The 14,339-nt window shown below is 54.2% G+C and carries 11 protein-coding genes; 3 read left to right on the top strand and 8 right to left on the bottom strand.

What is annotated here, in order from left to right:
• Positions 1-8: 8 nt before the first annotated feature.
• From M0651_RS08570 to tgl, 5 genes are all read right to left on the bottom strand, one after another.
• On the bottom strand, positions 9-212 hold the full coding sequence (locus M0651_RS08570) for a hypothetical protein (protein WP_248551430.1): 204 nt from the start codon (positions 210-212) through the stop codon (positions 9-11).
• On the bottom strand, positions 213-1,313 hold the full coding sequence (locus M0651_RS08565) for a GerAB/ArcD/ProY family transporter (protein WP_248551429.1): 1,101 nt from the start codon (positions 1,311-1,313) through the stop codon (positions 213-215).
• Between the two features lie 24 nt (positions 1,314-1,337).
• Positions 1,338-2,567 (bottom strand): Ger(x)C family spore germination protein, encoded by a 1,230-nt coding sequence (locus M0651_RS08560; RefSeq protein ID WP_248551428.1) that lies wholly within the window; start codon positions 2,565-2,567, stop codon positions 1,338-1,340.
• Between the two features lie 4 nt (positions 2,568-2,571).
• On the bottom strand, positions 2,572-4,080 hold the full coding sequence (locus M0651_RS08555) for a spore germination protein (RefSeq protein ID WP_248551427.1): 1,509 nt from the start codon (positions 4,078-4,080) through the stop codon (positions 2,572-2,574).
• An 85-nt stretch (positions 4,081-4,165) separates the two neighbouring features.
• A complete protein-coding gene (gene tgl / locus M0651_RS08550; RefSeq protein WP_248551426.1) occupies positions 4,166-4,936 on the bottom strand; it encodes a spore coat transglutaminase TGL in 771 nt (256 codons plus the stop codon).
• A 170-nt stretch (positions 4,937-5,106) separates the two neighbouring features.
• On the opposite strand from tgl, the gene M0651_RS08545 reads away from it, so the two are divergent.
• Together M0651_RS08545 and M0651_RS08540 are read left to right on the top strand one after the other, a co-directional pair.
• A complete protein-coding gene (locus M0651_RS08545) occupies positions 5,107-7,056 on the top strand; it encodes a BglG family transcription antiterminator (RefSeq protein ID WP_248551425.1) in 1,950 nt (649 codons plus the stop codon).
• A gap of 145 nt (positions 7,057-7,201) precedes the next feature.
• Positions 7,202-9,169 carry a PTS fructose transporter subunit IIABC gene (locus M0651_RS08540; protein WP_248551424.1) on the top strand — a complete coding sequence of 656 codons (1,968 nt, stop codon included), beginning with the start codon at positions 7,202-7,204 and terminating at the stop codon, positions 9,167-9,169.
• Positions 9,170-9,239: 70 nt separating this feature from the next.
• On the opposite strand, the gene M0651_RS08535 is transcribed toward M0651_RS08540, so the two are convergent.
• From M0651_RS08535 to pyk, 3 genes are all read right to left on the bottom strand, one after another.
• Positions 9,240-10,943 (bottom strand): methyl-accepting chemotaxis protein, encoded by a 1,704-nt coding sequence (locus M0651_RS08535; RefSeq protein WP_248551423.1) that lies wholly within the window; start codon positions 10,941-10,943, stop codon positions 9,240-9,242.
• Entirely contained in the window at positions 10,940-12,259 is a 1,320-nt protein-coding gene (locus tag M0651_RS08530) for an ABC transporter substrate-binding protein (protein WP_248551422.1), read from the bottom strand. Before M0651_RS08530 ends, M0651_RS08535 begins: the two co-directional genes overlap by 4 nt.
• Positions 12,260-12,422: 163 nt before the next feature.
• Positions 12,423-13,838 (bottom strand): pyruvate kinase, encoded by a 1,416-nt coding sequence (pyk, locus tag M0651_RS08525; RefSeq protein ID WP_248551421.1) that lies wholly within the window; start codon positions 13,836-13,838, stop codon positions 12,423-12,425.
• A 134-nt stretch (positions 13,839-13,972) separates the two neighbouring features.
• Between pyk and M0651_RS08520 the strand changes: the two genes are divergently transcribed.
• On the top strand, positions 13,973-14,323 hold the full coding sequence (locus M0651_RS08520; RefSeq protein ID WP_248551420.1) for an ArsR/SmtB family transcription factor: 351 nt from the start codon (positions 13,973-13,975) through the stop codon (positions 14,321-14,323).
• The last annotated feature ends 16 nt before the right edge of the window (positions 14,324-14,339 follow it).

Genomic DNA, 14,339 nt, shown 5'->3' with positions numbered 1-14,339 from the left:
GCCTCCCGTTATTGGCGGGAGGCCTTGTTTTGCCGTCTTTGGCCGGACTTCGACCGGGAGGCGGCATTGTCCTTTCTCTGGCCTAACGACTTGGCCCGGATCCAGGTGATCGGCGATAACAACAGCGCCATAACGGCGATAAAGGCGAGGAACTCCCAGGGATAACGGGTCATGGCCTCATATCCCCAAGGCCACAAGATGGCGGCTTGCACTTAAGCGTACCTCCTTTTCGCGAGAAGCCTCCGGACCAACGAAACGAGAAACAACAGAACCGGAAGGACGATAAATAAGGGGAGCCAGATGAAATTTGGCAGCGTTTTGAAGGCCACGGTCGTATGCTCAGGCATATTTTTCGCCATCGTCATGCCGACGAAAAACGTGACCGCCGCAAAGAGAACCATCAGCCATTTCGGATTGCGAATTCGGATCAATTGCTTGACCGCAATGACCGACATGTACATATGCAACGATATTTTGAAAAAGGTCGAAAGAAACAGGTAAATCACGAACATGACGTCCAGATTCTCAATGAATTCCGCCAGACTTACCTGCTTCAGCGTTTGGATTAATGGAAAATACTCCCTGACAAATATTTTCTCACCCAACACAATGATCGCCAGCACATCGAATAACGTAATCACGATACCGGCATTCAGTGTAGCCGCCAGATTAATCCCCATCAACCTTTTCGGCGAAGCCAGCAAGGTCCAAATCATGGCGAGCTCGATCGATTCTCCGAAGCTTTGCGTGATGCCGAGCGGCCACACCGCCTTCCATACCCTCCCCCAGCCCTCTCCCAAGACCGGCTGCAAGTAAGAAAAATGGTGCATTCCCGAGCTTAACAGGAGGAGGATCTCGATTGAAAAAAGTGCCGCCAGCACGGGGAAAATCATCCCTCCCAAGCGGCAAATCACCTCGATCCCGCTGAACAAGAAATAAAGGATCAGAAGCAGGAAGCTGCCGACGAGGATCCAGGCCGGTGTTCCGGGGAGAATGGTCGAAGGCAGCAGGAACTTCAAGTCCGCCACTCCGCGCCCCGCATCATAGATCCACACCAACGGATAAAGCCATGCCAGGGGAGTGCCGAGCCACCGGCCGAATTCGCAAGTAAACCATTCAACCAGGGTTTGTCCCGGGTGCATTTTCTGCAATAGCGTATACATCCCAATGAGCACCGATCCCAGGCCGGAGCTGAGCAAAGCGGCGATCCAGGCATCCCGGCCCGCGCTCGCTCCAAAGGCGAAGATTAGAGTCGTCCCCAATTGGAACATGGACGTAATCGCAAACAATTGGTAAGCAGAAATCTTCACCATCGGCCCTTTCCTTTCAGCGTATCCTTATTTGACTCCGTCCCTGTAAGTCTTGTTGCTTAAGCCGGTTCCTTCAACTTTAACCTTTGCAGTGACTTGCACCGGTAGGTATGGAAACCTGTCGTCCCATTGTTTCTTCAATTCATGATTCCATACCTTCGGATACTTCCGATAGAAGGCATCGCCAAACCCAAATATGTCGGCCCGCAACTCCTTTTGCACCTTGTCCAGCACCTCGCCGATGCGGTTCAAGGCATCGGTCTCCATCATCTTCTCCACCTTCTCGACCGTTTGCGGATCGCTTAAATCCAGTCGGCTGCTATTCTCGAAAATTTCCACATGCGATTCGATCCGTAGCCTAAGGGACGGTTCATCCCCGCCTATGTTCGGAATCATCTTGGTGTTGCACACATTCAACTGGGCGCTGATTTTGCCGCCCCCTTCGGTTTCGGGGATCGCAATCGTGATGACACCGCCCGATTTGACCTCGTTTTTGATCCAAAGCAATCCTCGTGTTTCTTCATCATCCAGCCAGCCCACCAACTTATCTTCCTTAAAAACCGCCGTGCCGAGCATGGCGATGGTCGTCTTCTCGTCAGGCAGTTTGAGGTTCTGCCCGGTTTCCTCGCTGTTCCCTCGCGCATCTCCGGAGATGATTTCCACCTGTCCCGCCGCAGGTTCTATCCCATCGTCCATCAACGCATTCATAAAGTCCTTGGCGTGAACCGCAAGCACAGACCCGTTGGTCAATTCCTCCCGAAACTGGTGGCCGGCCAAGCTTTCGATCTTGGGCTTGTACGACAAAACATCCGCCGCTCTCCCTTTCGTCACGAGGATGTAGCTTGCAAGCTGCGGCTGCCGATATCGTTCGAAAAAGTCCATTACGGGCAAAATTCCGCTTTGCGCCATCTCTTCTCCGAAGACGATGATCCGATTATGGGTGAAATAAATTTCCCGGGGGATTTTCTGCTGAATTTTCCGGTAAGCTTCCATGATGGTTACCCCCGTCTCGGACATCGTTCTAGCCGCATCGGAAACCAGCTTGGTGTTGGTGCCTCCGCCTGATATGGCCGGTCCCAGCAGACGGGAAATCGGCACTTGCAAACTTACGATATACTGGTCTTTCTGTTTATCGATGCCTACCGCGGTCACTACCACGATATCGTTAATCTCGTTTCGGCTCCAGCATCCCGACAGGAGAAGGGAAGCCGCGCAACTGGCCAGAAATACGCGCAACCATCTAGGGAAACCGCCCATCGAATCATCTCCGTTTATCGCTATTTCTCATTCTCGTGAGGTTTCGTTTCGCGGTTTCCGGCGGACGAGTCTTCATGGAAGACCACGGGGCCCGCACCAGCGTATCTTTCAAAGCGCTGAGATGAACCGGCGCGACTGGAGCCATGAAGGGGACGCCGAAAGAACGAAGCCGCGCCAGATGAATTAATATCGCCAGAAGCCCCAGCAAGATACCGTATAAACCCAGCGTCGAAGCCAGGAACATCAAGGGAAACCGCAACAGCCGGATCGAGATCGCTTGATTATAGGAGGGAAGCACGAACGAGGAAATCCCGGTAAAAGATACGATGATCACGAGCGGCGCACCGACGATGCCCGCTTGAACGGCGGCTTGCCCGATAACCAGGGCGCCAACGATGCTGACGGCCTGTCCGACGGTTTTGGGCAGCCGTACCCCGGCTTCCCTTAAGCCTTCAAAGGTGACCTCCATCAGCAAAGCTTCGACCACTGCGGGAAACGGAACAGTATCCCGCGCAGACGCAATGCTAAGAAACAGGCTTAGCGGAATCATTTCTTGATGGAAGGTCGTTAACGCAATATAAATCGAAGGCAAGGTCAAAGCGCAAAACGCCAAAAAGTACCTCAGCCAGCGAAGACACGTGGAAAAGAGATATCTCTGGTAATAGTCTTCTGTGGCTTGCAGAAATCCGAGAAAAGTCATCGGCATCACAAGGGCAAACGGCGTGTTGTTGATGAGAAGGGCTGCTTTCCCTTCCAGGAGGCAAGCTGCTACCCGATCCGGACGCTCCGTATTTAAGATCTGCGGAAATATGGAACGATGATTGTCCTCGATCAGCTCCTCGATATATCCGCTTTCGAGGATGCCGTCGATGTCGATACGTTTTAACCGGCTCCGAATTTCCTCGATGACGGCCGGATCGGCAATTCCGTCCAAATAGGCTAGGATGACTTGGGTTCTCGACAATCTGCCGATCTTCATCGATTCCATCTTCAGTTGCGACGTTTGCAATCGTTTGCGAATTAGCACCGTATTCGTGGTCAGCGATTCAGTGAAACCGTCCCGCGCGCCGCGAATGACGGCCTCCGTAGCGGGCTCCTCCACCGAACGCTTATCCCACTGCACCGCACTAATGGAGAGGGCCTGCTTCATTCCATCTACCAAAAGCACGGTGCTTCCCGATAAAATATCGTCGACCAATTCGTAAACCTGCTGAGGGGTCGTGATCTGGCCTACGGATAGAACCCGATTCTTTAAGAACGCCGCCAGTTCTTCCGGCGGGCTATCCGGTTGCCCCGAAGACATTTCGATTAACGGCTTGACGACATGGGCGTTAATCAAGTCCTGATTGGTGAGTCCATTCACAAACACGAGGACCCCATGCAAGCGAGCCCCGATCTCCAGGTAGCGGAATTGGATGTCCGCGGACCGATCCAAGATGCCTTTCAAGGTTCGGATATCCTGTTGCAGGGATCCGGTTAGCGCCTCATTCTCGATTGGGATAGTTCCGGACATCGCGATTCCTCTCCTCAAGTGCAGTTTGGTCGGCTTTATCCTGCCACAAAATGGGGATGGATATGCTCTCCCCTCCGTTTTGACCCTAGCGGTACACGGTGTTTCCGATCCGGGCATACACGCCCCTCAGACTGCGGATATGCTCGTAATTGGGATAAATGATCGTATCAAGCAGATAGGCCGATTTCCGGCTGCCGGGTTTTCTTCGCCGATTCAGCGCCTCGATGATTCCGGAAGAAGAACGAATCCCGATGCCATGGCCATAGAAACGGTCCTCCCCCAGCATAATCACGTTCTCGCCTTGCCATTCCGGGGTTTCGGGATGATGGTCCGGATTCTTGAAGTAGAGGATATCTCCGGGATACGAACCCAGCCGCAGGCTGCCTTGACGAAAACCCAGATCGCTGTCATACTGCCAATCGTACAGAAGCAGATTGGTGAAATACGTATTAAACGCCCGGCTGCCGATTTGATCCAGCACGGCTTTATACATCACGATCATCATCGCCATCGAGCATTCGAAGCCGTAAAGCGGACCGTTCCGGTAGATGTCCAGGATGGCGTCCGCCGGCGCAGCTCCGGCTCTCAGCCGGAACCCTCCTTCCTCCGTGCGGTTCCAGTACATCTCATTGCATCGGAATTTGCGGTAGACGGCAAACTGGGCACCGCTCTCATTGAGCGCCAGGGCCGAATCCACGATCGAGTTCCGCAGACTCAGTTCAAACAGCAATTCATCTAAAGAACCGTACCGATAGGGCACCGGGCTTCTTTCTTGAGCCTGCACGATTTCCCGTTGAAGCGCAGGCAGCATGATTTGGGATAATTGCCTTTTATCTTTTGGCGGCAGAAGGATCAAACCTGTTCCCCTCCTTGTCAATATTCGGGTGAATCTAGGTTAGTGTACGTGAGGATGCCCGGTTTGGTGCCCGCCCGTATCGAATCTGCCTTTTCCAGCAATGCTAGACGAAGTGCGTTATAGCCTGACACGGCCACTTAGATCCCATATTCAAGGGGGTGACGCGAACGATGAACAACCGTCAGAAAGACATTTTACATATGCTGCTTACCGAAACCCGGCCTCACTTGGTGATCCGGGATATCGCCCTGCACTTCGACTGCTCGGAGAAAACCATACGCAACGATTTGGATGAAATCGACCGGTATTTGACCCAGGTGTCGAACGCCCGGCTGGTCCGCAAGCCCGGATTCGGGGTCACGCTGGACATTGCCGCGTCGGACAAGGCCGAAGTCGCCGCGCAACTGCTCCGGTCCGTCAAGAATAAAGAACAGGAGACCGAGGAGGAACGGCTCATCGCCGTTGCATATCAACTGCTGATGGAGACGAAGCCGGTAACGATCCAAGAGCTGGCCGACAAGCACTATACCAGTAAAACCGTCATCAAAAAAGATTTGGACACCTTGCGGGAATGGCTCGACAAACGCGACCTGACCGTCGTTTCCAAGCAAAAAGTCGGTGTCCTCATCGAGGGGAAAGAGCGGGACAGGCGGGCAGCGTTGTCCAAGCTGTCCCAACTCACCGGCGAAGCAGGCCAGGCATTCATCAAGGATCGGTTTGCCGCCCATGAGCTCGATATCGTTACCCGGGAGCTCAAGCAGCTTGAACTTGATGCACAGCTTGCTTTTACGGATGAAGCGTTCGACAACCTTCTGATCCATACGCTCCTGATGATTCGGCGGACGAAGCTGAAGCAGCCGATCACCTTCTCCGAGCAGGAGAAAACCTTTGTCCGCAAGAAACAGGAGTTCCGCTGGACCGGAGCCTTCATCCGTAAACTGGAGCGCCTGTTTGCGGTACACTTTCCGGAGGACGAGGCCGCTTATCTGACCGCCCATATTCTGGGTGGGAAAATCCGCTCCCAGGCGAGGATCGAAACGGCGGAACCCGGGGCAAAACCGCACGCGGCGGAAACGGCCGAAGCCCGGGGTTTGGCAGAGACGCTCGTTCGGAAGATGTCGGCCTTGACCTGGGTGGATTTTGGCAAAGACGAGGTTTTGATGGAAGGGCTGCGCATTCATTTATATTCCACCTTGAATCGGTTAAGCTATGGACTCACGGTATCTAACCCGATGCTGCAGGATATCAAGAAAATGTACCCGTACATGTTCGATATGGTGATTTATGCGACAAGGGAGTTAAGCGCAGGGTATCCCTTCGCCATCCCCGAGGAGGAAGCGGCATATTTGACGCTGCATTTTCAGGCCGCGATGGAGCGGCTTAGCCAACCGGCCGAGGATCGGAAGCGAATTGTGACGGTTTGCCATATGGGGGTAGGCATGTCGCAGATTTTGCGCACCAAGCTGGAGCGGAAATTCCCTGAGCTGGATGTCTTGGATTCCGTTCGAAAAGCCGACCTCCCGGGGTATTTGGCGCACCATTCGGTTGACTTTATCATATCAACGATTCCGCTAGAGCAGGTGAACCCCCCTTCCATCACGGTGTCCCCGCTGCTGGAGGCCGGCGAAATGCAGAAGATCGCCGACTTCATCGGCAAGCTGGATCAAGAGTCCGGTCATGCCGAACACGCCGGTTCGATTCTAGGCTTGTACGCCCAGCCCTCGCTCGTCTTCCCGCGCCTTTCCATCGGCCATCGCTTCGAGCTGATCGAGCTGCTGGCGAACCAATTAGCGGATCAGGGGTTCGTCGAGCGGGATTACGCGCATCAGGCTTTGCTGCGGGAACGGCTCTCGTCCACGACCATCGGCGGCGGTATCGCGATCCCCCATGGCGATCCGAAGCTGATTCGGACATCACGGATTGCCGTCGCCACCCTGCAAGAGCCGCTGGAATGGCAGGAAGAGAAGGTGTCCCTTGTGTTTATGTTAGCGCTTGTCCCGCAGGAGCAAGAAATGATGAAAAAACTGTTCCAGCGCCTGTCTCTGCTAAGCGAACAGCCTTCGACGGTCGAGCGGTTAGTACGGGCGAAAACTCCCGAGGAACTCCTCGGCAGCTTATAGTGCATGTTTTTCAAACACCTCTTACAGGGATATAATCCGGTTTTTCCGGAACTTGCGGTAATATAAAGTTCTTTTCCTCCGTTCTTTATACGATAAGATGGGTGATGTAAACGATTACGATCTTAGATTACGGGAGGAAACATCCATGAAATTATTGGCGATTACCTCATGTCCCAACGGGATTGCCCATACGTACATGGCGGCGGAAAACCTGCAAAAAGCCGCCGACAAGCTAGGCATAGACATGAAGGTCGAGACACAGGGCTCGATCGGGGTGGAAAACCAGTTTACCGATGAAGATATCCGCCAAGCGGACGGCATTATCATTGCCGCCGATAAATCAGTGGACAAAAGCCGGTTCGTCGGCAAGAAATTGATTGCCGTCGGCGTACAGGAAGGCATTCGTAATCCCGAAGCACTGATTAAACGGATGATTCGCGGAGAAGCGCCGGTATTCCAAGGACAAGGCGGCGGTGAAGGCACGCCGGCCAAGCAGACCGGCGCCAAGCAACAAAATGCTTTTTATCGCCACCTGATGAGCGGCGTCTCGTATATGATTCCGTTTATCGTCGTTGGCGGTCTCCTGATCGCCATCGCTCTCTCGATCGGCGGCGTACCGACACCGGGCGGCCTGCAAATTCCCGAAGACTCGTTCTGGAAAACGATCGAGAAGCTTGGGGCCGCATCCTTTACGTTTATGGTACCGGTGTTAGCCGGGTTCATCGCGTTCAGTATCGCCGACCGGCCGGGTCTGGCTCCCGGGATCATCGGCGGTTATATCGCCGCCAATGGCAGCTTCTACGGCAGTGAAGCCGGCGCCGGGTTCATCGGCGGGATTATTGCCGGCTTCCTGGCCGGTTACGTCGCGCTGTGGATCAAGAAGTGGAAGGTTCCGAAGGCGATCAATCCGATCATGCCGATCATCATCATCCCGGTCCTATCTTCGTTAATTGTCGGTTTGGCCTTCATTTATTTGCTCGGCGGCCCGATCGCTCAAGTGTTCGAATCGCTGACGAGCTGGCTTGCCAGCATGCAAGGAGCCAGCTCGATTCTGCTGGCATTGATTCTGGGCGCCATGATCTCCTTCGACATGGGCGGTCCGGTCAACAAGGTGGCGTTCATGTTCGGCTCCGCGATGATCGCGGAAGGCAACTATCAAATCATGGGTCCGATCGCCGTGGCGATCTGTATTCCGCCGATCGGGCTGGGTCTGGCAACATTCTTATTCAAACGCAAGTTCCATGATGCAGAACGGGAATCGGGCAAAGCCGCCTTCACCATGGGCTTGTTCGGGATTACCGAGGGCGCGATTCCATTCGCTTCGCAAGACCCGCTGCGCGTGATTCCGAGCATCATGGTCGGCTCAATGGCCGGTTCCGTGATCGCCATGCTGGGCGGCGTCGGCGACCGTGTCGCTCATGGCGGTCCCATCGTTGCCGTGCTTGGCGCCGTTGACAATATCCTCATGTTCTTCGTGGCCGTCATCGTTGGCTCCATTGTTACCGCCTTGATGATCAAACTGCTGAAGAAAGACCAGGCCGAACCTCAGCTCGCTGGGGCAAGCGCTGCGGAGGAGGCGGCTCCGGCCGTAGAAGCGCCGCGTTCAAGCTCCGACCGCCCGGTGAGCACGCCGGCTGCCGAAGCTCAACGTCCGGTTAGCAAACTGACCGATATCATCAGTCTGGATCTGATCGAACCTTCCCTTTCCGCCTCGACGCGGGACGGAATCATCGACGAAATGATCGATAAACTGAACGCCGAAGGCGTGCTGACCTCCACGGCCGAGTTCAAGCAGGCGATTCTGAAGCGCGAACAGGAAAGCTCTACCGGCATCGGCATGAACGTCGCCGTGCCGCATGGCAAATCGGCGGCCGTGCTGAAGCCCCGGGTCGTATTCGGAATGAAGCCGGAAGGCGTTGATTGGAGTAGCGCGGACGGTTCGCCCGCGAAGCTGATCTTCATGATCGCCGTCCCCGCCGAGAATAAAGGCAACGAGCATTTGAAGATCCTGCAAATGCTGTCCCGCAAGCTGATGGATGACGGATTCCGCGAGCAATTGCTGCAGGTGAATTCCAAACAGGAAGCCTACCAAATGCTAGATCAAATCCATTAAAACAAAGACAAGGTCCCCCGAGCCGTCGTGACGGCTTCGGGGGACCTTGCTGCATCGAGGGGGAAACCCCTTAATGGATTTTAAATTTGCTGATCAGTTCCAACAGATCCTCGGACATCTTCGCCAGCGCCACGGCGGAGCTGGTCATCTCCTCCATCGTGGCAAGCTGTTCTTGCGCCGAAGCCGATACGCCGTGAGTGCCTTCCGCGGTTCGATTCGTGATCTCAGCAATTGAACCAAAGGTATCGACAAGCGCATTCGTTTCGGAGGACATCCCTTGAGAGGCTTCCGTCACCTCTTGAATTTCCGCCGTCACTCCGCGAATGGCGGTTTCGATCGCGTCGAAGGCTTCTCCTGCAGCCTTCACCGAGTGAATACCCGATAAAACCGCCTGTTCGCCAAGTTCCACCTTTTTCACGCTCTGCAAGGTTTCCTGGCGAATCGTCTGGATCACCCCGGCAATTTGCCGGCCTGACACCGCGGTCTGCTCTGCAAGCTTCTTCACTTCTAAGGCAACCACCGCAAAGCCCTTGCCCGCTTCGCCGGCTCTAGCCGCCTCAATGGAAGCATTCAAGGAAAGCAAGTTCGTCTGGTTCGCGATCTCTGTAATAAAGCTGATGATCGACCCGATTTCATTGGACAGGGCCCCCAAAGTTTGCACGGAATCTGCCACTTGGTTGACGTGCTCTTGAATGGAGGACATTTGATTCATGGCGATTTTGACCGCGTCGTTTCCTTCCATAACGACCCGGGAGGCATGAAGGGCCGAACCGGTAACGTTCCTGGCGCTTTCTGCAATTTGCACCGCCTCGCTGTCCATTCGTTGAACCATGTCCACGCTGCCGGCGATTCGGTTTACCTGAATCTCGCTGCCTTGCGCCAATTCTTCCGTAATGGAAGCAATATGATTCGTGGCCTGACTCGTCTGTTCTGCACCGGCCGTCAATTGCTCGGAAGATGCAGCCACCTGCTCGGCATGGAACCCGATCTCCTCGATCAGTTTCCTCAGGTTGCTATGCATGATCTTGAAAGCCTCGGCCAAGGCACCTAACTCGTCCTTCTGTTTCAACTGCAAATCAATGTCCGTCAAATCGCCGGCAGCGATTTGCGCCGCTGCCGCCTTCAATTGGATGATCGGTTTGGAAATATTGGAGCTAATGAAGTAAGCCGCCGCTCCGCTAAGAACTAGCGCCAAGACCGCGATGATGCTCATCGACGTTTGCGCCGAGGCGACGTCCTTCTTCGCGTTGACCGTCTCCGCATCCGCTAAGGCTTGCTCCGTATCCACCAGCCGCTCTGCCACTTCCACGAACTTATCAAGCACCTCGCCTTGATCCGTCGCCGTTGCCACCAAGGTTTTCTCGTCGCCTTTAATTCTGGCATCAATCATTTTGTCCGAAATACTGAGGAACTGCTCCTGCAGCAAATCCAAGCCGTATAGTACCTGACGCTTGTCCCGATCAGCGATCAGCGCAAGCAGCTCGTCATGCAGTTTCATGAATTCGGACTGCAGATGGTTGAACTTGTCCAGCTCTTTCTGGTCTCCTGTAATCATAAAATCAGACACGCTGGCATGCTCTGCTTCAATCAAGATGTTCAGTTGCTTGATCAAACCAATGGATTGAATCTGGTGCTCTAGCAACTTGGAGTAAGTCCGATTCACCGCCGTCAGATTGGCAAGCCCAATCATGCCCAGGATCAGCAGCATCGCCAATACGACGCCAAATCCGGTGTACAGCTTTTTTCGGATGCTGTTCAATTTGAATCGCTTCATTTCCCGGTGCCCCCCTGACCCAAAGTATTGTCCGCGTCCTGCCTGAACTTACTTGCGGCTTGTTCTGGAGTCAAGCTGCCTGCAATCAGGTTATTGATCGTCAACTGCAGCATGTTATTGACGACCCCGGATTTGCTTGGAGCGGGCGGATCAATGGGCGTCGAGTGTTCCGACACGTAGTCCATATACGTATATTGTTCTTTTGCTTGAGCATCAGCCTTATCTTGAAGACGGGCCGAAATGGATGCCGGAAGCGGAACTCCGCGTTCCCCGAGAAGGATGTCATTCGCCTCGGTGCTGTTCAGGAAGTAATCGAGGAACTTCACGGCCTCTTCCCGATGCTTCGAATAGGAGGATACCGTCAAAAACTGCGACGGCTTAATGAAATTCCCTTCTTGTCCGCCGGGTACAGAGGGCAGGTTAATCATCTTGATCGTTCGCCCGGCGAGTTTTCCCAAATTGACAATCTGGTTGCTGGGCATCGGGAAAAAGGCTGTGTCCCCGGACGCCAGCCGGTTCGTATCTCCTATGGTCGCTTGCGCGATGTCGACTTTCGGATTCAGCAGCCCCTCCTCGATCCACGTTTGGATCAGCCGTAAGTATTCGACCATATTCGCATCCGTGAAGCCTAGGGCCGTCCCCTCCGAATTATACAGTGACTCCCCTTTGGATCTTAACCAATAGGAGAAATCAAACATATTATCAAGCGGATAGAAGCCTTCCTTGTTGACCTTTTCTTTAAACTGCTTCAGGACGTTGTAGAATTCGTCTACCGTATACTCCTCCGGCAGCGGAGTGATGCCGTAATCCTCGAACATAGCCGGGTCATATGCCATGGATAAGGCATTAATCCCGAGCGGGATCGCGTACTGCTGGCCCTCCGATTGACCTGGCGGCAAATATGCGGGAGGGATGTCGGACAAGTTCAAGAGACCTGATTCCACGTAAGGCGTTAGCGGTTCTACCAGATCCCGGTTAATGTAGTTGAACACGAAGCTGTAATCCATCTGGATCAAATCCGGCTCCGCTTGGTCCGCCGTTTCCATCGCCAAATAGCGTGCCAGTGTCGGATTGTCCGGATAATCCTCCGTTTCAATCGTTACGTTCGGATGCTTCTGCTCATAAAGGTCAATCACCTTTAAGGTCATATCCTTGCGTACCGGACCGCCCCACCAAATAAACTTTAAGGTGATCCGATCCCCTTGTGCATTGGCCCCGGAGCCATCCTTCCGATCGCCGCCCCCGCACCCGGCCAGTCCAACCAGAATGGCACAAGCCAAGAGCAAGCTTGTCAATCGTTTAACATTCCTTTTCAACTGTTACCCAACCTCCTGATGATAACTCTAAGATGCAAATCTATAATATTTATCGGCCCGAACATAAGACTCAATTAGACAAAAATCGTCAAAATGTGACATAAATCCTACATATCAAAAAACCACTCCCTAAAGTGGGAGCGGTTCGAGATTCAATCACGAATTACACCTGTTGGATTTGAATCAGGTTTGTCGTTCCTGCTTGACCCAGCGGCAATCCGGCCGAGAAAACCACGGTATCGCCTTCCTTGACGTAACCGGATCGGCGGGCGCTGTCGATCGCCGATGCCAGCATTTCGTCCGTCGTCGTAACCGGGCCGCCCAAATAAGGGAATACCCCGGACAACAGGATTAACTTGGTCAACACATGCGGGTGATGGGCGATCGCCAGAATCGGCGCTTTCGGCCGATATTTCGAGACCATTCTGGCCGTAAACCCGCTCTCCGTTGACGTGATGATCACTTTGGCGTTTAGCTCCAGGGAAGCGCTGACCGCTCCTTGGCTGATCACCTCCGTGATATTGGTGCCATGGAGCATTCTTCTCCGGTGGAATGCCTCTCCGTAATCGATCATGGATTCGGCTTTGCGCGCGACGGCGGCCATGGTCCGCACGGCCTCGACCGGATATTTCCCGGCCGCCGATTCTCCGGACAACATCACGACATCCGCCCCTTGCATCACGGCGTTATACACGTCGCTAACCTCGGCCCGCGTCGGACGCGGATTGACCTGCATCGACTCCAGCATATGCGTGGCAACGATAACCGGTTTGCCGGCCAGGTTGCACTTGTCGATCATTTCCTTCTGAAGCATCGGCACTTCCTCAACCGGAATTTCCACCCCCAGATCGCCGCGCGCGACCATGATGCCGTCCGAGGCTTCGATGATATCCTCCAGATCGTCCACGCCTTCTTCGTTTTCGATCTTGGAGATGATCTGGACATGCCCTCCGTTGTTCTCCTGCAAGATTCGCCGAACCTCACGGATATCGTCGCCTTTGCGGACAAACGATACGGCGATCATCTCCACCCCGTTCTCCAGGCCGAAATGGAGATGCCGGATATCGCGCTCGGTCACGCCAGGCAGCGTCGTATGGATTCCGGGCAAATTGACGCCTTTGTTCGGCTTCAGCTTCCCGCCGTTGACGATGCGGCAGCGAACTTCGGCACCCTCGGCTGACATTACGCGCAGCTCAATCAATCCATCGTCGATCAGGATCCGGTCATTCGCCTTCACCACCTGGGGCATTTCGGGATAGTTGACAGAGATCTTTGCGGCGTCCCCGGCTAGCGGCTCCGTCGTAAGGACAATCTCCTCCCCGGCAATCAGTTCGCAGGAAGCTTCCCGCAATTTGCCGATTCGTACCTCCGGCCCTTTGATGTCCATCATGATGGGCACAAAGGTATGCAGTTCTTGCGCGGCTTGCCGCACCCGCTGAATGCGGGCTACATGCTCCTCGAGCTCGCCATGGGCCATATTCAGCCGGCCGACCGTCATCCCGGCTTGAATCATTTCCTTCAGTACGGAAACCGAATCGCAGGCCGGGCCTAACGTACAGATGATTTTTGTCCGAAGCACCTTGGTACCTCCCTTAGTCTTGTTTAGGTTAGTATGCGTCAAGTTGCCAAAAAAACCAGTTCATATTTTTTATATTCCTACACTGGAATATTGCTGATTCAATAAGGTATACTTTAAGCAAGGAAGTGAGAACGATGAACACCGCAACTTTGAGCGCCCTTGCCGAGCCCCATCGCCTGGAGATGGTCGAATTGCTGCGATACGGCCCCCTGACCGTGGGCGAAATCGCGGACCGTCTCCAAGTCCGGCAGCCGCAGGTATCGAAGCATCTGAAGGTGTTGAACGAAGCCCGCATCGTCGAGGTTCAACCCGTCGCGAATCGCCGGATTTACCGGCTTCGGCCGGAGCCCCTGCAGGAGCTGGACGAGTGGATCGCTTCGTTCCGCAGCTTGTGGGAAGCCCGCTTCGACCGGCTTGACGAATACTTGCAGGAATTGCAAAACCCGGATAAGCCCCCTCGGGGCGACAAGAAAAAAACACCGTAAGAAACGACAGAAGCCG

Source organism: Paenibacillus mellifer, from assembly GCF_023195895.1.
GTDB classification, from domain to species: domain Bacteria; phylum Bacillota; class Bacilli; order Paenibacillales; family Paenibacillaceae; genus Fontibacillus; species Fontibacillus mellifer.
This window is presented reverse-complemented; position numbering and strand designations above follow the sequence as displayed.

Coding starts and splice junctions, on each gene's coding strand:
- M0651_RS08555 (WP_248551427.1), bottom strand. CDS start 4,080: ATGTCCGGAACTATCCCAATCGAGAATGAGGCGCTAACCGGATCCCTG.
- M0651_RS08565 (WP_248551429.1), bottom strand. CDS start 1,313: ATGGTGAAGATTTCTGCTTACCAATTGTTTGCGATTACGTCCATGTTC.
- M0651_RS08540 (WP_248551424.1), top strand. CDS start 7,202: ATGAAATTATTGGCGATTACCTCATGTCCCAACGGGATTGCCCATACG.
- M0651_RS08535 (WP_248551423.1), bottom strand. CDS start 10,943: ATGAAGCGATTCAAATTGAACAGCATCCGAAAAAAGCTGTACACCGGA.
- M0651_RS08545 (WP_248551425.1), top strand. CDS start 5,107: ATGAACAACCGTCAGAAAGACATTTTACATATGCTGCTTACCGAAACC.
- M0651_RS08520 (WP_248551420.1), top strand. CDS start 13,973: ATGAACACCGCAACTTTGAGCGCCCTTGCCGAGCCCCATCGCCTGGAG.
- M0651_RS08560 (WP_248551428.1), bottom strand. CDS start 2,567: ATGGGCGGTTTCCCTAGATGGTTGCGCGTATTTCTGGCCAGTTGCGCG.